Consider the following 22,914-nt stretch of genomic DNA (forward strand, 5'->3'; position numbering starts at 1 on the left):
CAAAGTCTAACGGTTTGTTTTTTAGCTGTTTATTTATTTTAGGATAGCAGCATTAAAGAGCGTAATCATTAGATAAAATAACATATCCACGATACAATGACAATTCCAGCACAATTTGACGCTAAAACGATCGAGAATAAATGGTATGATTACTGGATGAAGAACAATTATTTTCATTCAGAACCAGATCATAGAACACCATATACTATTGTAATTCCGCCACCAAACGTGACAGGAGTCTTGCATATGGGGCATATGTTGAATAATACGATTCAGGATGTTTTAATTCGTAGAGCACGTCTTAAAGGCTTTAATGCTTGTTGGGTTCCGGGAACGGACCATGCTTCTATTGCCACAGAAGCAAAAGTAGTAGCGAAATTAAAAGCAGAGGGAATCAACAAGAATGATTTAACGCGCGAAGAATTTTTAGCGCACGCTTGGGAATGGACCGATAAATATGGAGGGGTAATCCTTGATCAGTTAAAAAAACTTGGTGCTTCTTGCGATTGGGAAAGAACCAAATTTACAATGGATCCTGATATGTCAGCATCTGTAATTAAATCGTTTGTTGATTTATACAACAAAGGCTTGATTTATAGAGGATACAGAATGGTAAACTGGGATCCTGAAGCTAAAACGACGCTGTCTGACGAAGAGGTTATTTATGAAGAACAACAAGGAAAATTATTTTTCTTAAAGTATAAGATTGAAGGTTCAGAAGATTTCTTGACCATTGCAACCACTCGTCCTGAAACTATTTTTGGAGATACGGCTATTTGTATCAATCCAAATGATGAGCGTTTTACACATTTGAAAGGAAAGAAAGCCATCGTGCCTATTTGTGGTAGAGTAATCCCTATTATTGAAGATGAATATGTAGATGTGGAATTTGGAACAGGTTGTTTGAAAGTGACTCCTGCTCACGATATGAATGATAAGACGTTAGGAGAGAAGCACAATCTTGAAATCGTTGATATTTTTAATGAAGATGCTACTCTAAATAGCTTCGGATTACAGTATCAAGGGAAAGATCGTTTTGTGGTTCGTACTGAAATTGCAAAAGAATTAGAAGAAATTGGGGCTTTGGCTAAAACCGAAATCCATTTGAATAAAGTAGGAACATCTGAAAGAACTAAAGCGGTAATCGAACCAAGATTATCAGACCAATGGTTCTTGAAAATGGAAGATTTAGTGAAACCAGCAATTCAATCGGTTTTAGTTGATGGAGATATTAAATTGCATCCAAAACGTTTTGAAAATACTTATGCGCATTGGTTAAACAATATTCGCGATTGGAATATCTCTCGTCAATTATGGTGGGGACAACAAATTCCAGCCTATTATTATGGAGATGGGAAAGAAGATTTTGTTGTGGCGGAAAGTATTGAAGACGCTTTAAAATTAGCTCAAGAAAAAACAGCTAACTCAGCGCTTACCGTAGCAGACTTAAGACAAGATGTGGATGCCTTGGATACTTGGTTCTCCTCTTGGCTTTGGCCAATGTCTGTTTTCGGTGGTATCATGGATCCAGAAAGTGAAGATTTTAAATATTATTATCCAACAAATGACTTGGTTACAGGTCCGGATATTTTATTTTTCTGGGTAGCCAGAATGATTATTGCGGGATACGAGTATGCTGATAAAAAACCATTTACGAACGTGTATTTAACAGGTTTGGTACGTGATAAGCAAAGACGTAAAATGTCTAAATCATTAGGAAATTCTCCTGATCCTTTGGATTTAATCGAGAAGTTTGGTGCTGATGGTGTTCGTGTAGGATTGCTTTTAAGCGCTTCTGCAGGAAACGATATTATGTTTGATGAAGAATTGTGTAATCAAGGAAAAGCATTCTCTAATAAGATTTGGAATGCCTTTAAATTGATCAAAGGATGGGAAGTGTCCGACACGATTCCACAACCAGAATCATCAAAAGTAGCCATCGAATGGTACGAAGCTAAATTGCAGCAAACCCTTTTAGAGATCGAAGATAATTTTGAGAAATACAGAATCTCAGATGCCTTAATGGGAATTTATAAATTGGTTTGGGATGATTTCTGTTCATGGTTCCTAGAAATGATTAAGCCTGCATACCAACAACCGATTGATAAGGCTACTTTTACCAAAGCCATTGAAATGTTGGAAAGTAATTTGAAGTTGTTACATCCTTTTATGCCGTTCTTGACAGAAGAAATTTGGCAAATATTGGCGGAAAGAACTCCAGAGGAAGCTTTAATTATCTCAACTTGGCCGGAGTTAAAACCTTTCAATGCGCAATTAATTGCTGATTTTGACAGTACTATTGAAGTGATTTCAGGTATTAGAACCATCAGAAAAGATAAAAATATTCCATTTAAAGATGCTATTGAATTAAAGGCAATAAACAATGATAAAGCCTCTACTTATTTCGATACGGTTGTCACTAAATTAGGAAACATCACTTCATTGGAATATGTTTCGGAGAAAGTGGATGGCGCCTTGTCTTTTAGGGTAAAATCGAATGAATACTTTATTCCGATAACAGGAAATATTAATATCGAGGAAGAAATTGCTAAATTAACTACAGAGTTAAAATATACGCAAGGTTTCTTGAAATCGGTTCAGTCTAAATTAGCCAATGAGAAATTTGTCGCTGGAGCTCCAGAGAAAGTTTTGGCTAATGAAAAACAAAAAGAGGCGGATGCCTTGGCAAAAATTGCGACAATCGAGCAAAGTTTAGCGGGTTTGAAATAAGCGCTAGATTTTCTTTTTCATAAAAAATCCCAATGCTAATTTATTTAGTATTGGGATTTTTACTTTTTTTACAACGGTCTTATTTTTACTTCTTTCGAGTTAATAATAAAAACAACGGATAGGAAATCAAGGTAATGATAACGATGATGATAAAGCTTTTAGGGTCGCTATAGATAAATCCAATTAATAAGGAGATGGATGCAACTATAGCCAAGATAGTAGTCCACGGATACCAGATTGAACGATAAGGTCTTGGTAAATTGGGTTCTGAGACTCTTAGCTTCAACAGTGAAAAATAAGCCAATCCCCAAACAATAATGGAGGTGAAGGCAGCAAAAGAAAATAAGGCTTCAAACGAACCAATACAAATTAAAAACAAACTAAATAGAGACGAAACTAAAAGCGCTACAATAGGTGTTCCTCCTTTGTTTACTGAGGTACCTTGCTCCAGAAAAAAGCCATCACGACTCAGTCCGTACAATATCCTTGGGGGGATCATCATAAAAGCGTTGAGGATACTGATTAAAGAAAAAATAGATATTACCGTCACGATAATGGCGCCATTTTTTCCAAAGATAAGATTGGCAACATCGGCAGCGGCCAGGTTAGATTTTGCAATGGTTTCAAGGGGTAAAACATGAAGAAAGGCAAGGTTTACTAAGACGTATATAACCATCACCAGCAGCACACCGCTATACAATGATTTGGGAATGTTTTTACTGGGGTCATCATTCTCTTCTGCAAAAAAGCAAACACTATTCCAGCCATTATAAGTCCCAATGATGAGTTGAAGTGACTTGAAAAAACCAAATAAAAGACCTATCTCAAATAAAGTGTTGTCTTTGGGAATAGGCGCTAATTGCAGGCCAGAGTACATAAAACAGGCCACAACTAAGGCCACAAAACAGATTACTTTAAGAAAACTGGTTATTTGTTGGATGATACTACCGTTTTTCACACCACTGAGATGTAATAATACAAAGGCGAGTAAAAGCGCGATGGCCATCGCGGTGGAATAGTTGCCCAGACTTGGGAATAAAATAATGATGTATTCGCTAATCACGATGCAATAGAAAGCGGGCGGAATGACATTGGTTATATAATCAAACCAACCGGATAAAAAACCGGCATAGTTGCCAAAGGCTCTTTTGATATAATTATAAGATCCTCCTGCTTTAGGAAGCATAGTGGCAAGTTCGGCATAAGAATTGGCACCAATTAAGACAAATAAGCCACCAAAAATCCATGAAGCAATAACGAGTCCACTATGATTGAGTAATCCAGCAATGGTCCCAGGAGTACGTAAAATCCCAACGCCTATAGTGCCGCCAATTAAGACTGCGATATTAAAACTGAGTCCTAAGGTTTTTTTTAATTGATTTTTATGGGCATCTGGCATGTTAGAAGTTTTGCTTGGTTGAAATGTTATTTATTTGCGTTTGCAAAAGTAGCACAATTAAAGAACTTTTTAAAAACAGAAAACCCCGTCTACTAAACGGGGTTTGTATATTGCAATTAGAGTTTTAAGCTAATAAAAACAAGAATATAAGAGGGAATAGAATACCGATTACGGCTAGCTTCCATCCTCTGTTTTTAAAACTTACTTTGCTAGAGGATTTGATCATGATTACCCCTGATACCGCTATGAAAATTAAACTCAGGGCAAAAATGTCTGAATAATAGATCCACCAGTTGGAAGTGCTTTTGTGCAGTTTCATGGTTTGACTAATGAAAGGGGTTTTTCTAAAAGCAACGATTTCACCTTTTCCTGTCTTCATGTCAATTTCGACATCATGCTTTTCAAATGATATTTTGTAGGTTCCTTTTTTAGCTCCTTGACGACGCATTTTATCATCAATACCTAATTTTTTCCCTAAGTCTTCAGCGAATTGTTCGTTCAGTTTATCTTTTTCCGGAAGGTTTACTTGTATGGCCTTAGTTTCTACGGTGTATTTGTCAGGATGCCAAGTTTCACGATGGTTCATTAGTATTCCTGAAAAAGAGAATGAAATAATAAGTCCAACGTAAAAATAACCGAAGTCGCGGTGTAGATTTCTGAGTTGCTTTGCTGTTTTCATAAAGTAAAAATTGAAATAGTAAGTAATAGGTAATGTTGGACGAAAATAGTTTTTATTAAGCTAAAAATCAAAAACCTTTTTCTGATTTTCAAAATAAGAAAATCTCAGAAAAAAGCTTTTGATTAAGAGTAAGAATATGTTTCTTAGAATTTATATCGTAAGCTTGTCATCACTTGACGAGGAGCAATTGGATTCACGCTATAATTTTCGTGTACCGTATAGTTCAACTCATTTGTAATATTAGATAATCTACATAAGATGGAGATTTTTTTCCATTCGTATCCTAAAGAAGCATCGATAGTGGTGTATCCTTTTAATGGAATATCTCTATCTCTGATGGTTACTGTATAAGCTGGATCTGGTTTTGGATTGCTAGGAGTAGGGTCAATTTTAGTCCATAAATAATCATCATTCCAACCTCCTGTGCGGTCTCCCACATAGTTTGCAATGGCTCCGAAAGATAAACCTTTTAATAAACCACTAGGTAAAGTGTAGAAAAAACTCAAATTGGCAGTGTGTTTTGGTGTTCTTGCTAAGATATCACCAACAACTAAACTTCCGTTAGTTCCAGCCGATTTAGACACTTTAGTTTCATTAAAACTGTAACCAGCGATAATGTTCAAACCTTCTGCTGGTCTAGCTGTAACGTCTACTTCAACTCCTTTTCCTTTTGTAGCTCCTACTAATTCTTTTAAAGTAGTAGTGGTGTTTAATGTAACTCCATCGGCTAGGAATTGAGCGGTTTGTGCTAAATTGTTGTTAGATATCTGATATACAGTTACGTTTGTGCTCAAAGCACCTTGCCAGAAATCTTTTTTGATACCTGCTTCGTATTGATCGATAATAGAAGGATCTAATGCCTTAAGATCTACTGTAGTTCCTGTATTGGGAGTAAATGAGTTCGAATAACTAGCAAATAAAGATAAATCTTTAGTAGGTTGGATTACCAATCCTGCCTTAGGAGAAAAAGCGGTGTTTAAAGTCTTAGCGCCTGTAATTGCTATTGCATTGTCAAGTGTAGTGGTAATCGCATTGTTTTTTACTACTTCTTTAGAGGTAGTGACGTCAGTTTCTTGCCATGACCAACGTAATCCTGCTAAAACTTTTACATAATCTGTAATCGAAATTAAGTCTTGAGCGTAAGCCCCGAAACGTTGTGTATTTGTAGTAGCTAGTTGAGTGGCTCTAGTTGGGTATGGAGCAGTCAGACTCTGTGTGCTATAATCGTAATTAAAAAGATTGATTGGATCCGCTTCTGTAGGAATAGCAGTTGTAGAAGTCGGTGTTGCATAAAATCCAAAAGTATAACTAGGCGCTATAGAGTTTTCGTAATCAGCTCCTGTAAAGATTTGGTGTTTGATTTTACCGGTATTAAAAGTTCCTTGTAAACTCAATTGATCACCAAATATTTGTTCAGCACCGTCCGATTTAGTTAAACCACGTTTCCAATTTCCATTGGCTTCAACAGTACTTAATTGTGCTGTAGAGGTCTGAGTTCTGCGGTAAGATTGGAAAGAAGAATTAAAATTTAATTTCCAATTGGCATTGAAATCATGATTAAACAATAACGAAGCGCTTGATGATTTAGTGTTTCCTGTTGACCAAAGGGCTCCGAAATTCATATGACGAGGTAAGTCCAAAATGGTTTTACCCACGATTCCTGTACCGAAATCTGGAGTCCAGTCCGCACTTAAATAATCTCCTTGTAAGGTAATTTGTGTTTTATCGCTTAGTTTGAATAAAAACGAAGGATTGAAATAGATACGTTCGTTTTTTACATAATCTCTAAAGCTTTCTGAATTCTCATAAGATCCTGTAATTCTATAAGCTATAGATTTGTTCAATGGACCATAAAAATCTAAAGTTGGCTTGTAAAAAGCGTAGCTTCCCATTTGCATAGACAGTTCACCACCTCTAGTAAATTTTGGCGTTTTAGTCACCAAGTTCATAATTCCTCCAGGGGCAACGTTACCATATAATAAAGCAGAACCTCCTTTTAAGAATTCCACTTTTTCTAAAGAAGAAACTTCTGGTATTGAACCTGCATTATAACGGAAACCATTTTTAAACATATTATTAGCACCCATATCGTAACCTCTTGAGAAAAAAGATTCCTGAGCTCCACCACGTGCTGATCCTACATAAACACCATTTAGGTTTTTTACTACCTCACTTAAACGAATCGCTTGTTGTTGTTCGATGATCTCATTATCAATAATTTGAACACTCTGTGGTAAATCCATTACTTTGATTCCAGAGCGAGCAGCCGAAATTGGTTTTTTAGGCTTATTAGTCGTAATTAAAACCTCATTAAGAACTTCACCTTTTTTGTTTTTTACCGTATCTGTAATGGCTAAAGCCATGTCATCATGATCTGCAGCTTTAGCTGTTTTCTGTTGTGCAAAACTAGATAAACTCAATAGTAAGCTTAACGTGGGTACTATTATATATTTCATATGCTTTATTTGGAATAATTAAAAATAACGATGCAAAAGTAAGTGGTAAGATTGGATTAACAAAACTTATTTAGATTAATTATACTTAATTTTTTAACTTTTATTTTGTAGTTTGTTTTATAAACGAAAAAGATGCTTTGTTAAGGGCAACAAAGCATCTTTTTAAACAATAAAAAAGGGAATGGAGTAAACTTTTTTTGAAGTAGTAATCTATTTAACTTCAATAGAATAGGTGGCCATCTTCCATATCTCGTCGTATTTTTTGCCATGGTGTTCTCCAGCGCTTTTCTCTGTGTAGGCAAATTCTACCATATAGTTTCCGGACCAAAGCGGAGTAAACGAAATTTCTCCATTTTCATTAGTCCATAATTCTTTTTCCCAGCCATTAGGAGCGATTACTTTCATTTTTTGCTCTTTGGCTACTTTACCTTCGTAGAGGGCATTTACATTAATTTTACTATTTTTCTTGGCAGTTGCGACGTCTTTAGAAAATAAACTAATGATGTTGGAATTGATCAAAGCTTCGTTTCCTTTTGTCGTATTGCCTACTATTACTGTAGCACTTGAGTTGTAATCTAAAACCATAGTTCCGTAAACATCCTTTACCTTATGATGCATGGCAATAGTGTAAACACCTTCTTCTTCTGGAATGAAAAAAGCTTGGTATTTATTTTCTAGAGCGGTAGCGGTAAGTTTGATTTCTTTTTTTGATGGACTAATTACGACCAAAGAAAAATCTTTTAAATCTGAGAACCATTTTTCAGAAGCGGTGATATCCTTGTCTGAGAATTCTCCAAAGAAAACGGAAATTTCCTGTGCTTTCCCTTTGGTTCCTGTTGCTTTGGTTTCGATCCAAAGAGCATGGGCAAAAAGTTGTGGCATTGCCACTAATAGTAAAAATAGAAATGTTAGCGTTTTGAAAGTTTTTGACTTCATAATATAAATAGGGATTAAAATTAAATTTGAATTGAGCCCCTTAGAACAAATGGCTTAAGGGGCTTATTTGTAAAAATTAGAATTTATAACTAACAGATAATCGTAGGTTTGTTCCTGGTTCTGCTTGCCAGTAAAAATAGCCTGGATCATATTTACCTCCAGAATATAAATATTTGTTTAATATATTGTTGACAATGATATTGTAGGTCATTTTCCCTTTTTGGTAAGTAACACCTCCGTCTAAACGGAAATAATCAGGTAAACGAGTGGCTTGATCATTAGAAACAAACCAAGGAGATCGGTCTACTTGGTATTGGTAGCCTATCGAAAGACCTAAACCGTTTAAAGTGCCATGATCCATTTTATAATTTAACCAACTGTTCTGAATGTGTCTGGAAGTTCCGGCAACTTGTGTTCCTACTAGTGCAGGATCTGTATCTTTTGTCACTTTTGCTTCTGTAAAAGCGTAATTGATAACCACGTCAAGATTTTTGAAGATTTCACCTCGAAGGTCTACTTCAACACCTTTTACTTTTTGCTCTCCACTTTGTCTGCTGTATTGAATGGCTCCTGTAGAATGTTCTGGATCTGCAGTTAAGATATTTTTGTTGGTAATTTGATAAAGGGCAATCACAGAATTCCATTTTCCGTTTAACCAATCTCTTTTAAAACCAAGTTCAAGGTTGCCTCCCGTTTGAGGGTCGAAACTTTTACCTTGCCAATCAGTTCCGTAGTTTTCGTTAAACGATTGATCACTTACGAAATAAGCTGCTGTGTTTTTGTTGATGGAATAACTGAGGCCAAAACGAGGTGTAAATTTGCTGTTTTTGTAAGATCCAGAATAAATGTCTGATGTTTTTAATGTAGTGTATCTACCTGCTAGGGTGACACGAAGTTTATCTTCAAAGAATCCAAGTTCGTCTTGTACATAAAAAGCGGAATATCCGTTGCGGTATTGAACGCCTCTTTCTCTAATGTCTTTGCTTCTGTCAAAAGTTGGCATTTTACTCGCTGGTACATTTCCATGAATTGGATTGTAGATATCAAAAGGGACAATATTACCATCGGCATCATAACCATTTAGCGCTGCAGATTGACTCCAATCATGATAATATACTTTATCACTCATGTCAATTCCTCCTAGAATCTTATGGGTAATAGATCCTGTTTTTTCCTCTCCATTTATGAAAAACTGTCCTGTTTTGGTTAAGCCTAATACATCCCAAATCGATACTCCTCGAGTTAAAATGTTATCAGTTCCGGGAGCGAAACCGGGCCATTGTGGCCACATAGACATACCTTCTTGTTTGTAATTAAAATAAGAAGCCTGTCCGGTAAATTTCCAATTGTCATTTATTTTATGTTCTAAAATGGCCAAAATGCTTTGGTCATTCATATTGGTTGGCGCAAAGTTAGGTTCGCCTGTTGTAAAACTTTTTGGTAAATCGGCATATCCTTTATTAGAGAAAACATAGTTAGAACCGATGATGTTTACTTGAGAGAATTGTTTGGTGTATTCTAAAGTTATAGCGGTATTATCATCTACTATATATTTTAAAACAGGGGCAATAGAGTAGCGGTTGTTATAGTCGTAGTCACGGTGACTTCCTTTCATTTGTCCCATAACATTAATACGATACAATAGTTTTCCATCTTTCGATAGTTTTCCATCAAAATCAAAAGCAGCTCTGTAGAGGTCAAAACTTCCTAAGGAAATATTGGCTTCACCTTTAGTACGCCCACTTGGTTTTTTGGTTACTACATTATAAAAGCCACTTGGATTTCCGTTGGCTAACATAAATCCGGCAGGACCTTTTACGAATTCGATGCGTTCGATCATACTCATGTCTTCTGTCAGAGGTCCCCAACTTGTACTCACATTCATACCATTTCTAAAAGCCGAAACCTGACTTCCTCTCATGGTGATATTAGCGTAGTTGTCCCAATGTTCTACTCTAGTGGCACCACTCACATTACGTGTAACGCCTTCGAGCATATCAAATATTTGCTGATCTTGAATTAATTTTCCAGTGATCACTTGAATGTTTTGAGGGATTTCGATAATAGGGGATTGTAAGCGAAGTGAAGAGGATACCCTATTGGTTTTAAAGGCGCTTTTGTTGCTTAAAACAACAACTTGGTTCAATTCTGTATTGGAAAGTGTTAAAGGGATAGCGACGTTGGCCACTTCACCAGCATTAACGGCTACTTCTTGGAATACGTCATTGTAACCGACTAAAGTTATGATAAGAGTTTGAGATCCGGTCGGTACGTTTTTAAGCTGAAAAACACCGTTATTATCGGCAATTGTAGTTTTATTAGTTCCCTTTATAGAAATGCTTACTCCTTCTGCTGGTTTATGGTCACTTGTTTTTATAATACCATTTATAGTTCCACCTTGTTGGGCAAAAGAAGGGGTTAGGCACAGCATGAAAACACTTATAATTAAAATGAATTTTTGGTAATAATTCTGAAGACTCATGATATTTAATTGGTTAGTTATTATTTAGACTTGATAAAAATAATGCAAATATAAATTTTAATATTGCTTTAACAATACTTATTTAGAATTATTATTAATAGTTTTTTCAAGGACTGTAAAGCTGTGGTTTAGATGCTTTTGTTGCTTACTATTTGTTTCTAAGTGTAAGAAGTGAATTGAGGAACAGTATTTTATATTGACCAGAGATAGGGCTGAGGCTTAAAAAGGTTTAATTTTGCCATCGATTAAATTGACAGTATCTCCATGATTTTACCTTTTTTAAAAAAAGTACAGGATTCACCTAAAGGATTCCGTTTAGCCAGCACAGTATTTTTTTTCCTTTCAGGATTTGGATATTCTTCTTGGGTATCGCGTATCCCTCATATAAAAGCACAATTGCATTTAAGTGAAGCGGAATTTGGAGCTGTTTTGTTTGCCTTTCCGATCGGATTAATGTTAACGATGCCCTTTACAGGAAAATTGTTAAACAAATACAGCAGCCGATATATTATGCTTTTAGGAGCCGTTTTGTTTAATATTGTTCTGGCCTTACCAGGCTTTAGTGCTTTTGTTTGGCAGTTGGTTATTATCCTTTTAATATTTGGTGCTTCGCGAAACATTCTCAATTTATCAATAAACACTCAAGCGTTGGAAGTGCAGAAACTATATCCAAAATCGATCATGACTACTTTTCATGCAGTTTGGAGTTTGGCTGGATTTGCTGGTGCTGGTTTGGGCTATGTAATGGTCACACAAAACATTGCACCTTCCTATCATTTATTAGGGATAAGTGTAGCGATGTTAGCGGTTACGGCTTGTTTTTATCCGCTTACTAAATATACGGAACCCATACCAGAGCAAAAGAAATTTTTATCGATGCCTGATAAAAAGTTAATGAAGTTTGCTTTGATTTGTTTTGTTTCGATGGCTTGTGAAAATACGATGTACGACTGGGGAGGGATTTATTTTCAAAATATACTACACGCTTCACCAAAGCTAACGACAGCGGCCTTTGTGTTTTTTATGACTGCCGTTACCTTAGGTCGTTTTTTAGGTGATTATGCGGTGATGAAATTCGGTATCGAGAAAATTTTATTTTACAGTGGGATATTGATCACGGTAGGCTTTTTAGTTTGTTTTCTGTTGCCGTTTATTTACCCTACGATTCTTGGTTTTATCCTAATCGGAATTGGGGTTTCTTGTGTGGTTCCTTTAGTGTTTAGTATAGCAGGAAGATCTTCTAGTTTGAGTAGTGGTTCGGCTTTAACTTCCATTTCTACTATTGGTTACCTGGGATTTTTGATTGTACCGCCTATGGTCGGTTTTATCTCTGAATATCTAAGTATGAAATGGGCCTTTTTGGTAATGGCTTTTCTTGGTGGATTGATGATTTTGATGGTCAACAAGATTAGCGAGGAGTATTGATCGTTTAGTAGAATAACGCACAGTGCCTTACTTTTTCAAATAAGGCACTGTGGTTGCTTTGTGCTGCTAATGCTTTCTCAGTGAAGAAGAAGTTTACTTCTTTACCATAGCAAATTTCTCGGTGGTCACTTTTTCTTGTAATTTACCTGAAATTTCAGCCGTTAGCGTATTATTGGCTCCTTTTGTATAGGTGATTTTTTGAGGATAATCGTGTTTTGGATTTTCAAAAACCAAGGCTTTTTGGTTTGAACTGGTGAGCTCAAAAGCTACTGCTTGATCATTATTTTGCCCCTTTACGGTGGCATTATACGTTAGGGCTTCGCCGTTTTGCTGTAGTTTGATCGTCTCGGTGTGGATGGTGTCTTTTGCTTTGATGAAGTAAGAGCTTCCTTCGAAGGTGCTGTCGTTCACTTTGGTCCAAGTTTCCATTAAGGTTCCTTCAGGAGTTTTATGTTCCCATTGTCCAATAAGCCAATTGGCAGCTTTTATTTTGTCTTTTTCTCGCGTTTCTGATTTTTTACAAGAAACGATGGCTAATAAGAGTAGTATAAGAGTAGTTTTTTGAAACATTGGCATCAGTGTTTAAGGTTAAATGGAAAAGCTAAAGTATAAAAAAAAAGAATAGTGCAGCTTTTAGTTTTGGAACTTAGATTTTTTTAGTTTAAAAAATCCAAATGCTGCAGCTCTTTTAAATACTTTCACTCAAAATGGCGTACACCAGTTCTTTAGTTGGTTTTTGATCTTTTAGTTTTGTTCTCACCACATCAAAGCCTACTTTAAAATCACAACCCAATTTATAGTCGCCGCAACCATAAGCAGTTTTCCCTTTTAGAATGGTTCCTTTTTTGCATTTAGGGCAGGTCAGGGCGTCCGAAGGTTCCTCTGCAGTTGCTTTGGTTGTTGTTTTCTTAGGTTCTAATTTGAGTTTGTAATTTTCTTCAAAACGAATTAAACCTTCGACTGTACCAGCTTCAGTTTTAAAGTCCTTTAAGTTTACAGTAGACCCTTTTTGAAGTAAACGCAGGTATTGATTCTCCGATATTTTTTTCTCGGCAAAGGTATAAGGCAACACAAAATCACAACCTGCTTTATAGGCACCACAGCCGTAAGCAGATTTTCCTTTTACAAGTGTTGCTTTTTTGCATTTTGGACAGGTTTCAGCCAAGATGCCTGCAGCTTTCTTTTTCTCTACGGTAGCGACTTGTTTTTGAACACTTCCCACATGCGAAATATTGGCATTGGTACTCTCGCTTCGTACTTCATATACCAAGGCTTCTACCATTCGTTTCATGTTTTTGATAAAGGCAGCAGCAGTAAAAGTTCCTTTTTCGATGTCTTTCAATTGCTTTTCCCAAGAACCTGTAAGTTCGGCTGATTTTATCAATTCATTTTGAATGGTATCAATAAGTTGGATCCCTGTTGGTGTGGGGAGTACTTGTTTTTTATTTCGAACGATGTACTGACGTTTAAAGAGGGTTTCAATGATATTGGCTCGTGTTGAAGGACGTCCAATACCATTTTCTTTCATTAATTCGCGTAAATCTTCATCATCGACCTGTTTTCCAGCGGTCTCCATGGCACGCAATAGAGTAGCCTCTGTAAATTGATTGGGTGGTTTGGTTTCCTTTTCTAAAAACGAAGGTTCGTGTGGTCCTTTCTCTCCTACAACAAAACTCGGTAAGAGGTCAGCCTCTTTTTCTTTGGCATTGGGGTCTTCAAAAACGACTCTAAATCCTTTTTTTAGGATTTCTTTTCCAGTGGTTTTAAAGCTTACTTCTGCTGCTTTTCCAATTACAGTGGTATTGGCTACCAAACAATCGTCATAAAATACAGCAATAAAACGCTTTGTAATAATATCGTAAACTTGCTGTTGGTTAAATTGTAAGTGGGCTTCTATTCCTGTTGGAATAATAGCATGGTGATCCGTTACTTTTTTATCATTAAAAACCTTAGGTGATTTTTTTATCTTTTTTTCTAAAAGTGGTTGCGTGAGGGCCGAATACTTGGATAGTTTTTGTAAAATACCCGGTACTTTTGGATAGATATCATTGGGTAAAAAGGTAGTATCTACTCTTGGATAGGTTACTACTTTTTGTTCGTACAAGGTTTGAACAATTTTAAGGGTTTCATCCGCAGAAAAGCCAAATTTTGTATTGCAATATACTTGTAACCCGGTTAGGTCAAAAAGTTTGGGAGCAAACTCATTTCCGTTCTTTTTTTCAACCGAAACAATTTCGAACTCACTTTCTTTGACTTTTTGAGCTAAATTTTCTCCATCGGCTTTATTTAAAAAACGTCCTTCCTCATAACTAAATAACACCTCCCTGTATAAGGTTTGTAATTCCCAGTAGGGTTGTGGTTTGAAATTTTCTATTTCTTTAAATCGATCCACTACCATGGCTAAGGTTGGCGTTTGCACGCGTCCAATAGACAAGACCTGTTTGTAGCCACCATGTTTAACCGTGTACAGACGGGTAGCATTCATACCTAATAACCAGTCGCCAATGGCTCTGGAAAAACCAGCATAAAACAAATTGTCGTAGTTGGCCGATGGTTTTAAGTTTTCAAACCCCTCTTTTATGGCTTCGGTGGTTAGGGATGAAATCCATAGGCGTTGTACTTCGCCTTTATAATTGGCTTCATTCATAACCCAACGTTGAATGAGCTCTCCTTCTTGTCCAGCATCCCCACAGTTGATCACCAATTCGGCTTTGTCAAAGAGGCTTTTGACAATTTTAAATTGCTTTTGAATACCAGAATTCTCTACGACTTTAGTCTCAAATTTATCGGGTAGCATCGGGAGGTTGTTCAAATCCCAGCTTTTCCAATGCGGTTTGTAATCGTTAGGTTCTTTTAAAGTGCATAAATGACCAAAAGTGTAGGTTACGGCATAACCGTTGCCTTCAAAATACCCATCATGTTTGGTATTGGCTCCCAAAACGGATGCGATTTCACGTGCTACACTTGGTTTTTCAGCAATACAGACCTTCATTTTTCTCCTTCTAATTTGAAGGCGCAAATTAAGAATTTAGAAATTGGTATTAAAGAGAAATCTACTGGAGTTATGAACCTTGCTGTTATGGTCTATTAAAAAAGGCAAGGATGGTTTCTAAGACCGTTTTGGAGTGCATTCTTTGTTGATTTTCTAACGATTCCTGTGCTCTATGGCCACTCTTTTGTGCTTAAATGTAAAAAGCTACAGGAAAGTGAATCCTGTAGCTTTTTTTGTTTAGACAGTGTCTCAGTATAGCGGACACTAGTGGCAATTCACGCTATCGAAATGGAGTTATTGACCTAAATTAGGGTATTTTCTTTTGAGAATTATGCTTTCTTTCTTCTATTGGTAAGGTATTTACGAAGTGGAATATCATAAAAAGTCATCGTTAAATAAGCAAATCCGACTAGAACAAGAGTGCCTATAGGGATAATGAAAGCAAGTTGACTTGCGTCTGGTTTGAACTTGGTATAATAGTTCAAAAATACCCAGATCACCATATAATGCGTCATGTATAAAGGATAGGAAATGTTTCCTAAAAACACACATAGTTTTCTGAATCCTTGTGTTAGTGTAGCGCCTGCTCCCAGTGCAATTAATAAAGGGAAATAGAACAATACCACTACAGGTTCGCTCACCCAATTCCAATCGGTAAAAGGCATGATCAAGGCTAATAATAACAATATAGATAAACTAACAAATCCCAGTTTTGACTTGATAATCCAATTCGAACGGTAAATCAACATACCGGCTAAAAAGGAATAGGCAATACGTGCACCACCATCCCAAAAGTTGGCATCACTCCATCCACCCATAAGTGAACCTCCTGCGCGTTCACTGGCATAACAAAGTGTTCCTCCAGCAATTGCAGTCAATACAAAAAGAGCACGACGGCTTAGTTTGTGTAAGAAAAGTGCATAAAGAATATTGGCCACATATTCCCAAAACAAAGACCAAGCTGGGGCGTTAAAACCAAATAAATTAAAAGAACGTTCTGCCATAGCAGGGAACGGAATCACCAAAATGGAACAGATAAAGATTAAAATGATTTTGCTAGTGGAATACGTTTCAGCCTGATTACTAAAGGGATCAAGTAGAAAGGTTATCAAACCCAATATGGAACCAAAAACAACCAAAGGATGTAATCTGATTAGTCTTGATTTGAAAAACTCTAGCGTTCCCATTTGACCAATGCGGTCGTGATAAGCATAGGCAATAACAAAACCAGATAAACAAAAGAAGAAATCAACGGCTAAGAAACCATGGGCAATAAAATTTTTGTCGGGCATATATACCATTTCCATAAAATGGAAAATAACAACGCCCAGAGCGGCTATTCCTCTGAGTCCATCTAATATTTCAAAATGTTGTTTTGTTTTTAAAATCTCGGGTTCAATTTTTGTCATAGTTTTTTATTTATAGTTCAATTTTAGTTACTTAATAAAACGATTTAGTAGTTGAATACTGTTGGATTAATTATGTATAACAACGAAGAATCTCATTTACGTTGCCGTTTTTTTAATTTTTTGTTCACTACCCACAAAGATTAATTTTTTAGTCCTTAAATACAAAAAAAAAGCTACAAAAATTAGCGCTTTTGCTGTTTTGTAGCAATTTAGACTTAAAGGAAAGGCTTGCCAGTAGACTTGATCTCACCTTAGAAAACTTTTTTAGATTTAGAGAGTAGGGGAATTTATATTTCAAAGAGATCTATTCTTCGCATCCAGAAGATTTCGGATTCTAAAAAGGCAAGTCTTGGTTTTTATTCAAATGAAAAGTAGTGAAGTTTTTTATACTATATTTTTCTCTTTCTCATTGGTTTACTTCGGGGAAATAGGTTTTTTATTTTGGAATAGGAATGGGTGTGGATTGTTCCATCTAGATTTAAATGTCAATTAGTATTCTACGATATGTTCTCTTTCTTTACCAAGGGAACACGAATAATCGCCAACAAAGGTTTTTGGTTATGCATTTAAATTACGTTTGCGAGAAGTGTTTAATCAGTATTATTGAAACCTAAGCAAAAGTATGGTGAACAATTATGTTAAAAAGTAAACCTATGAATTTACTTTCTTCCACTTGCACAATTGGGGTTAGATTTTTTTTAAGTATTTCGATTGATGGGAAGTTAATGAATACATCTGAATGTTCCTCTGTTAGATTGTTTAGCTTTTGAATTCCTTCAATGTTAGATAGCATTGTTTCGTAATTATTTATTTTCAGTATTGTAGTTGCTTTAAGACTGGTTAGTTGTATTTTTTTTCTGTAAATATCTAATATATAACAATACTGAAAATCTTTTAGGGATGTTAATTCTAAAATTTGGATTTCTTCATTGTTGTTTAGAGGTAATCCTCCGTGGTTCCATTTTCTTTTTAAGATATCAGCGACATTATTACCTTCAACTAATATTTGTATTTCTTCAGGAAATGTTGTTTCTTCTGTGAGATTGCATAAAAAATTAAAGTCAAATTGTATTAGTTTTATTTCTTTGATTCTAACTGGAGCATCAATATCAAGTTTCCATTTTTCGCTTAAAGCTTCATGAGCTGTACATAAGGTTATTCCAAGTCTTTTTGCTTTAGCAAAGGTTGTTTTAGAAAAGCCTTTTCTTGTGACCATAATCCCTTTAGAAGCATTTACATCTATTAATTTCGAGTGGAACCCGTCTATAGTTTCTATTGTGACGTTATCTTTGTAATCTTTACATTCTATTACTGTTAGAAATTTGATGTCACCAATTGTTTTGGTGATGAGAACATCAATTTGACGAAGACCTTCAGGTCCTTTTATAAAAACATTCTGCTCAACATTCTCAAATCTGGAATCAGTTACTAATTTTTTATATATCGATTCAGTAAGTTTTTCAAATTTTTCACCAGTATTTTTTTTAGACATTTTAAGTTTTTTTTTAATTATTTAGACCTATTAATTCATAATCTCAGAGATTTTTAATAAAAATGAGCAATGTTTTTTTTTCTATCTGCCGTGTTCACGGACAGTATATTTGTACTTTGAAAGTTATGATGTCAGTGTATAATTTGGTTCTTAATTTAAACTGGTTGGATATTCTTCTGTTATAAGATCTTCAATTGTTTTAATTTCTTCTGTTGAGCTCATTTTTGTTATTAAAGCTAATGTTTCTCTGTATTGCATTGCTTCGGGTAAAATTGTAAATTCAGCCTTAAATCCTAATTCATCTATTTTTTTTTCAATTTCTTCTAGACTTACATTGAAAAATTCTTTTCTGTAATTAAGCATGTTTACTTTTTTATTAGAAAATGCTTTGTGAAGTTCATTCTCTAAAGTTCTTGCTTCATCAGAATAAATCATAGCATGAACATCAAATTGAAATGGAACAGAAGCGTCTCCAAGCTCTTTAACTCTATCAATTGGTTCAAGTCTTCTTGTCATTCCTATTTTGTATACATTCTCGCCAAATGAACCAATATTAGAAATTATATATACATGTCCGCGTTTTGTTTGTTGGGCCATAGATAATGCACGTTCTTTTTTTTCTTGGGCTAATAATAATTCTCGCTCAAGAATCAGAATTTTAGAATTTAGTTCTTTTTGAGATTCTCCTGTTGCTTTTTCAACTTCTTTTCGTGCTTTAAGTAAAGCTTTTTGATAGGTCTCCTCTTCTTTTTCTGCTTGTCTTTGAGCTTGTTCAAATTCACGCCTTGCTTTCTCTTCTTCACGTAATTCTTCTTGCATAGCACGCAATTCTTCTTTTTCCTCTTGACGTTTTACTTGGAATTCATATTCAAGGATTATTTCTTTTGTCTTTAATTCAAAATACTCCCATGATATTCTAACTGCACTTCCTTCTCCAAGTTTGTTTAAAGTTTCATAAGATTTATGAATACGTTCTTTCATTTGATTGACATTGTTCCATTTTACTTTCCCAATCTGGGCGTTGCATTCACCATTAAACGCACGGAGAATTAATTTAATAAATTTTTTCGTTGAAGCTTTGCCTTTTGTAAGGCTTCCATCGATTGTCCAGTTTGTATTGCAAACTGCTGCAGTTTCTAATTGAATCATTGATTTTTGTCTATCAATAATTCTATTTTGCTCATTTCTATAATCTTCGGATTTTTCAAAATCATAAAAAGGTTCATATATACCAAATTCGATTAAATCCAATTTTGATTCATATAAATTTACATCTTTTCGAAGGCGAGTATAAGTTTCAAGTGCAGTTTGATAATTCAGATTTAATTCCTCGAACTCCTTTTGTAATGAATTTATTGATTGGTTGATGTTTGTAATGACTGAATTTAGTTCAATTTCTTTATTTAAAATAACTTTATTTAGTTCTTTTTCTCTAGCTGAAATTTCATTGATTTTGTTGTCAACTTCATTTTGGATGTCAATAATAGGTTTGAACTTTTCAAGTTTTTGTTGAAGTGCTAGTATTTCTTCAAACTGTTTCTTTTTTAGAAAATCGAATAATCCCATATATTAGAAATTTATGATAAGTTATTTGTTAAAACTAATAGATTGAAATTGAGAAACCTTACGGAAAACCGTAACGTTTTTTTTGTGTAAGTAGATTACCTTTTCTAGGTCGAAACGGTGTTCTTTTTTAGGCTCTTTCATTTAGGCGGGAGGAGGAGGTAGCCGCTAAGAAATAGTTTCTAAAAGACTTGTGGTTACGGTAAAATATAGCATGAAATAGCGGCTAAAAAACTCAGTGCTTTAATGATAGAATTTTAAACAAAAATTTTGTAATTTTGCACTCCATAAAAGGATTTATAAAATGTTAGATAGACTTCAAATAGTAAAACAACGTTTCGACGAGATTTCGGATTTAATTATCCAACCGGATGTTATTTCGGATCAGAAACGTTATGTGCAATTGAATCAAGAGTACAAGAACCTAAAAGCATTGGCCGGAAAACGCGATGAATACGTGCTTTTGATGGCAAATATAGACGAGGCTAATGAAATTATTGCAGATGGTAGCGACGCCGATATGGTGGAGATGGCTAAAATGCAATTAGATGAAGCTAAGGAAAGATTACCTGAATTGGAAGAAGAGATTAAATTCATGTTGATTCCTAAAGATCCGGAAGATGCTAAAAATGTAATGGTGGAGATTCGTGCCGGTACCGGTGGTGATGAAGCGAGTATTTTTGCAGGAGATCTTTTCCGTATGTATACTAAATATTGCGAGAACCGTGGTTGGAGAACTTCGGTTGTGGATATGAATGAAGGTACTTCTGGAGGGTTTAAAGAGGTAATTTTTGAAGTTACTGGTGAGGATGTTTACGGAACTTTGAAGTTTGAAGCTGGTGTACACCGTGTACAGCGTGTTCCTCAAACAGAAACTCAAGGTCGTGTACATACATCAGCTGCTACTGTTATGGTTCTTCCTGAAGCTGAGGAATTTGATGTACAGATCGATATGAATGATGTACGTGTTGATTTTTTCTGTTCATCAGGACCTGGAGGACAGTCAGTAAATACAACGAAATCAGCAGTACGTTTAACGCACATTCCAACTGGTTTAGTGGCGCAATGTCAAGATCAAAAATCACAACATAAAAATAAAGATAAAGCTTTAGGTGTTTTACGTTCTCGTTTGTATGAGCAAGAATTAGCTAAGAAGGAAGCAGAAGACGCTACAAAACGTACCTCTCAGGTAAGTTCTGGAGACCGTTCGGCTAAGATTCGTACTTATAACTATGCTCAAGGACGTGTAACGGATCACCGTGTTGGGCTTACTTTATATGATTTGGGTAATATTATGAATGGTGACATTCAGAAGATTGTTGATGAATTACAATTGGTGAACAATACGGAGAAATTAAAAGAAGCAAGCGAAGTTTTTTAATTTTGAAAACAACATAAAAAATAGAAAGGCCAAACTAAATAGTTTGGCCTTTTCTTTGGGTGCTAATTTTAAAATTAACGGTATAGTGATGGCATTAATATATTTAACCGTTTGTTTATAAAACGTATAAAGTAAATTAGATGCCTAAAAATACTCTTGTAAATTCAAAATATTTATAGATGTAAGAGTAAAGGTGTGCACTATTTTTATAGATTATTTCATTTAACTTTTTCATAATACTTGCATTTAGTTTGACCAATACACTTTAGGAAAGTTCTTGTTACTTGGCCACCAATTTAGTGACGAAAAGTTGTAGCAAGGAGCCTAGGAATGTTTTGATTTTGCTGTCACTTTTCCCGATAATCATTTTTCGGGATAGATAACCGGCTCCAATACTTAGTATGGTTTGTAGTAAATTACTTTTGAAGCCCACAATTTCATTGATTTCGTGAAAGGTATTCTGGATTAAATTAATAGGATTTAAATCTTCTTTAATTTCGTCAATTTCCATTTTAATGTCTTCCCATGCTGTTTTTTGCTCTGCTTTTAATTGCAGAATCATTTGGTCGAGTTTATCGATGTTGAAAACGGTTTCCATAACAGTTTATTTAATGGTTATTATTTGACTCCGCTTCGTCCTCTTTTAAAATACTCGAAATGATCATGTTTGCGATAGGTATTTTAATTAATCTATGATGGTTCTTATGTAAAACGATAGCTAGAATCAAGTAGATAAGGGCTATTATAAAAAAACCATAATAATATTCTCCGAGTTGTTGCCCTAGCCAAAGGCTAATTCCAACATTCAAAAAGAAACTAAAGAATGCAACAACAGCGAAAACCGCTATTCGAGATGTTAATGTTGATAGAACATCCGCAGTTACAGATACTGTTTTGAGTTTAACTAATTCTAAACTTGTTTTGGTATAGTTCTCTGCTTTATCAAAAAGAGTAGTTTTCGGTGTTGGTGCATTTGTTTCCATAAGGGAGTGGTTTGTGGTTAAAAAAAAGCACTTTTAAAGGTTAGTATTTGACGCCTTTTGTTTCTTCTTTTATAGAATTAAAATCCTCTTTTACGGCATTATATCTGGCTTTACCGTCTTCAATAATGTCTTTGCTATGACTGGATATTTTATGCAAAACATCATCCACTTTTCCTTTTACATTATCTCGGTAATCTTTTGATTTGTCTGAGATTTTTTTTCTGGTGTTTGAACCTTTATCTGGGGCAAATAAAACGCCTAATAATGCTCCTGCAGCTGCTGCCCCAACAATTCCTAAAACGGTGTTACTTGTTTTCATAATATTCAATTTTAATAGATTTAACTTATTTCCTCTTTAATTTTTTTAGTTTCTCTTAGCAGGATGTATTGCTGCGGAAGATAACTAAGGACTAATTTTAAAATAGATTCATCTTTGGTTTCTTTTGAAATGGATTCTAACAATTCTATTTGTTCCGATAGTGATGCTGTAATGGAATTGATATAGGCTTTGTCAAAATGTACTTCAGCGGTATCTATCAATTGATACAGGTCTTTTTTTACGGTAGATTCGTTTATGTCCGTAATGATAATGAGTCTCTTGTTGGCCATTTTTGTAATGTCCTCCAGTAAGTGACTTTGATCATTTTCAATTCTTTTACTTAACGATTGTATTTCTTTTTGTCTGCATTTTTGCTGTGCAATTTGACTTTTTGAAATGATAGATTTGCTTATACTTGCCGTTGCAATAAAAAAATACGCTTCAATCTCTTCATTATTTTTTTTCTCAAAAACAATCTTTTTATTGCTGCTTTCTAGTTTGTTTTCTTGTTTGCATGCTGCTAAACAAACCAAAATCAGCAATAAAAAAAGGATGTTATAAATTCTTGATTTTGATCTAGATATAGCTTTCATTATTACTTGGTAAAGTATTATATTACAAAGATGACAACGAAATGGATAATTTGCTTTACAGCATAAAAAGCAAAC

The 22,914-nt window shown here is 35.0% G+C and carries 17 protein-coding genes; 3 read left to right on the forward strand and 14 right to left on the reverse strand.

Annotation, left to right across the window (positions count from 1 at the left end; translation table 11 throughout):
- Positions 1 to 96 precede the first annotated feature (96 nt).
- Complete coding sequence (locus tag AC51AA_RS18055) at positions 97 to 2,730, forward strand: valine--tRNA ligase (protein WP_500703586.1); 2,634 nt, start codon at positions 97 to 99, stop codon at positions 2,728 to 2,730.
- A gap of 85 nt (positions 2,731 to 2,815) precedes the next feature.
- On the opposite strand, the gene AC51AA_RS18060 is transcribed toward AC51AA_RS18055, so the two are convergent.
- The 5 genes from AC51AA_RS18060 to AC51AA_RS18080 form a co-directional block, all read right to left on the reverse strand.
- Positions 2,816 to 4,129 (reverse strand): APC family permease, encoded by a 1,314-nt coding sequence (locus tag AC51AA_RS18060; protein ID WP_500703587.1) that lies wholly within the window; start codon positions 4,127 to 4,129, stop codon positions 2,816 to 2,818.
- A gap of 124 nt (positions 4,130 to 4,253) precedes the next feature.
- A complete protein-coding gene (locus AC51AA_RS18065) occupies positions 4,254 to 4,808 on the reverse strand; it encodes a PepSY-associated TM helix domain-containing protein (RefSeq protein WP_500703588.1) in 555 nt (184 codons plus the stop codon).
- A 143-nt stretch (positions 4,809 to 4,951) separates the two neighbouring features.
- On the reverse strand, positions 4,952 to 7,264 hold the full coding sequence (locus AC51AA_RS18070) for a TonB-dependent siderophore receptor (RefSeq protein ID WP_500703589.1): 2,313 nt from the start codon (positions 7,262 to 7,264) through the stop codon (positions 4,952 to 4,954).
- Positions 7,265 to 7,474: 210 nt separating this feature from the next.
- Complete coding sequence (locus AC51AA_RS18075) at positions 7,475 to 8,200, reverse strand: DUF4198 domain-containing protein (protein WP_500703590.1); 726 nt, start codon at positions 8,198 to 8,200, stop codon at positions 7,475 to 7,477.
- A gap of 76 nt (positions 8,201 to 8,276) precedes the next feature.
- Positions 8,277 to 10,682 carry a TonB-dependent siderophore receptor gene (locus tag AC51AA_RS18080; RefSeq protein ID WP_500703591.1) on the reverse strand — a complete coding sequence of 802 codons (2,406 nt, stop codon included), beginning with the start codon at positions 10,680 to 10,682 and terminating at the stop codon, positions 8,277 to 8,279.
- 264 nt (positions 10,683 to 10,946) lie between these two features.
- Between AC51AA_RS18080 and AC51AA_RS18085 the strand changes: the two genes are divergently transcribed.
- Positions 10,947 to 12,107 carry an MFS transporter gene (locus AC51AA_RS18085; RefSeq protein ID WP_500703592.1) on the forward strand — a complete coding sequence of 387 codons (1,161 nt, stop codon included), beginning with the start codon at positions 10,947 to 10,949 and terminating at the stop codon, positions 12,105 to 12,107.
- Between the two features lie 93 nt (positions 12,108 to 12,200).
- On the opposite strand, the gene AC51AA_RS18090 is transcribed toward AC51AA_RS18085, so the two are convergent.
- The 5 genes from AC51AA_RS18090 to AC51AA_RS18110 form a co-directional block, all read right to left on the reverse strand.
- Positions 12,201 to 12,677 (reverse strand): DUF6265 family protein, encoded by a 477-nt coding sequence (locus tag AC51AA_RS18090; protein ID WP_500703593.1) that lies wholly within the window; start codon positions 12,675 to 12,677, stop codon positions 12,201 to 12,203.
- Between the two features lie 118 nt (positions 12,678 to 12,795).
- A complete protein-coding gene (locus tag AC51AA_RS18095) occupies positions 12,796 to 15,099 on the reverse strand; it encodes a type IA DNA topoisomerase (protein ID WP_500703594.1) in 2,304 nt (767 codons plus the stop codon).
- Between the two features lie 329 nt (positions 15,100 to 15,428).
- Entirely contained in the window at positions 15,429 to 16,508 is a 1,080-nt protein-coding gene (locus tag AC51AA_RS18100) for an acyltransferase family protein (RefSeq protein WP_500703595.1), read from the reverse strand.
- A gap of 610 nt (positions 16,509 to 17,118) precedes the next feature.
- Positions 17,119 to 18,000 carry a restriction endonuclease gene (locus AC51AA_RS18105; protein WP_500703596.1) on the reverse strand — a complete coding sequence of 294 codons (882 nt, stop codon included), beginning with the start codon at positions 17,998 to 18,000 and terminating at the stop codon, positions 17,119 to 17,121.
- 150 nt (positions 18,001 to 18,150) lie between these two features.
- Positions 18,151 to 19,566 carry an SNIPE associated domain-containing protein gene (locus tag AC51AA_RS18110; RefSeq protein ID WP_500703597.1) on the reverse strand — a complete coding sequence of 472 codons (1,416 nt, stop codon included), beginning with the start codon at positions 19,564 to 19,566 and terminating at the stop codon, positions 18,151 to 18,153.
- Between the two features lie 301 nt (positions 19,567 to 19,867).
- Between AC51AA_RS18110 and prfA the strand changes: the two genes are divergently transcribed.
- The gene (gene prfA / locus AC51AA_RS18115) at positions 19,868 to 20,944 is read left to right on the forward strand and encodes a peptide chain release factor 1 (protein WP_500703598.1); all 1,077 of its coding nucleotides are present in this window, start codon (positions 19,868 to 19,870) and stop codon (positions 20,942 to 20,944) included.
- 280 nt (positions 20,945 to 21,224) lie between these two features.
- Here the strand turns inward: prfA and AC51AA_RS18120 are convergent, their stop codons facing one another.
- Genes AC51AA_RS18120 through AC51AA_RS18135 form a run of 4 tightly spaced genes read right to left on the reverse strand, consistent with a single transcriptional unit; the run spans position 21,225 to position 22,839 of the window.
- Positions 21,225 to 21,542, reverse strand: a complete 318-nt coding sequence (locus AC51AA_RS18120; protein WP_500703599.1) for a hypothetical protein — start codon at positions 21,540 to 21,542, stop codon at positions 21,225 to 21,227.
- 10 nt (positions 21,543 to 21,552) lie between these two features.
- Positions 21,553 to 21,927, reverse strand: a complete 375-nt coding sequence (locus tag AC51AA_RS18125) for a hypothetical protein (protein WP_500703600.1) — start codon at positions 21,925 to 21,927, stop codon at positions 21,553 to 21,555.
- 40 nt (positions 21,928 to 21,967) lie between these two features.
- The gene (locus AC51AA_RS18130) at positions 21,968 to 22,246 is read right to left on the reverse strand and encodes a YtxH domain-containing protein (protein WP_500703601.1); all 279 of its coding nucleotides are present in this window, start codon (positions 22,244 to 22,246) and stop codon (positions 21,968 to 21,970) included.
- A gap of 20 nt (positions 22,247 to 22,266) precedes the next feature.
- Positions 22,267 to 22,839 carry a DUF4142 domain-containing protein gene (locus tag AC51AA_RS18135; protein WP_500703602.1) on the reverse strand — a complete coding sequence of 191 codons (573 nt, stop codon included), beginning with the start codon at positions 22,837 to 22,839 and terminating at the stop codon, positions 22,267 to 22,269.
- Between the last annotated feature and the right edge of the window lie 75 nt (positions 22,840 to 22,914).

The sequence above is a fragment of the Flavobacterium sp. OHVDL-2026-0007 genome (assembly GCF_059882335.1).

What these genes read in the sequence shown, in the direction of transcription:
- AC51AA_RS18055 (WP_500703586.1), top strand. Translation starts at nt 97, where the DNA reads ATGACAATTCCAGCACAATTTGACGCTAAAACGATCGAGAATAAATGG.
- AC51AA_RS18060 (WP_500703587.1), bottom strand. Translation starts at nt 4,129, where the DNA reads ATGCCAGATGCCCATAAAAATCAATTAAAAAAAACCTTAGGACTCAGT.
- AC51AA_RS18065 (WP_500703588.1), bottom strand. Translation starts at nt 4,808, where the DNA reads ATGAAAACAGCAAAGCAACTCAGAAATCTACACCGCGACTTCGGTTAT.
- AC51AA_RS18070 (WP_500703589.1), bottom strand. Translation starts at nt 7,264, where the DNA reads ATGAAATATATAATAGTACCCACGTTAAGCTTACTATTGAGTTTATCT.
- AC51AA_RS18075 (WP_500703590.1), bottom strand. Translation starts at nt 8,200, where the DNA reads ATGAAGTCAAAAACTTTCAAAACGCTAACATTTCTATTTTTACTATTA.
- AC51AA_RS18080 (WP_500703591.1), bottom strand. Translation starts at nt 10,682, where the DNA reads ATGAGTCTTCAGAATTATTACCAAAAATTCATTTTAATTATAAGTGTT.
- AC51AA_RS18085 (WP_500703592.1), top strand. Translation starts at nt 10,947, where the DNA reads ATGATTTTACCTTTTTTAAAAAAAGTACAGGATTCACCTAAAGGATTC.
- AC51AA_RS18090 (WP_500703593.1), bottom strand. Translation starts at nt 12,677, where the DNA reads ATGTTTCAAAAAACTACTCTTATACTACTCTTATTAGCCATCGTTTCT.
- AC51AA_RS18095 (WP_500703594.1), bottom strand. Translation starts at nt 15,099, where the DNA reads ATGAAGGTCTGTATTGCTGAAAAACCAAGTGTAGCACGTGAAATCGCA.
- AC51AA_RS18100 (WP_500703595.1), bottom strand. Translation starts at nt 16,508, where the DNA reads ATGACAAAAATTGAACCCGAGATTTTAAAAACAAAACAACATTTTGAA.
- AC51AA_RS18105 (WP_500703596.1), bottom strand. Translation starts at nt 18,000, where the DNA reads ATGTCTAAAAAAAATACTGGTGAAAAATTTGAAAAACTTACTGAATCG.
- AC51AA_RS18110 (WP_500703597.1), bottom strand. Translation starts at nt 19,566, where the DNA reads ATGGGATTATTCGATTTTCTAAAAAAGAAACAGTTTGAAGAAATACTA.
- prfA (WP_500703598.1), top strand. Translation starts at nt 19,868, where the DNA reads ATGTTAGATAGACTTCAAATAGTAAAACAACGTTTCGACGAGATTTCG.
- AC51AA_RS18120 (WP_500703599.1), bottom strand. Translation starts at nt 21,542, where the DNA reads ATGGAAACCGTTTTCAACATCGATAAACTCGACCAAATGATTCTGCAA.
- AC51AA_RS18125 (WP_500703600.1), bottom strand. Translation starts at nt 21,927, where the DNA reads ATGGAAACAAATGCACCAACACCGAAAACTACTCTTTTTGATAAAGCA.
- AC51AA_RS18130 (WP_500703601.1), bottom strand. Translation starts at nt 22,246, where the DNA reads ATGAAAACAAGTAACACCGTTTTAGGAATTGTTGGGGCAGCAGCTGCA.
- AC51AA_RS18135 (WP_500703602.1), bottom strand. Translation starts at nt 22,839, where the DNA reads ATGAAAGCTATATCTAGATCAAAATCAAGAATTTATAACATCCTTTTT.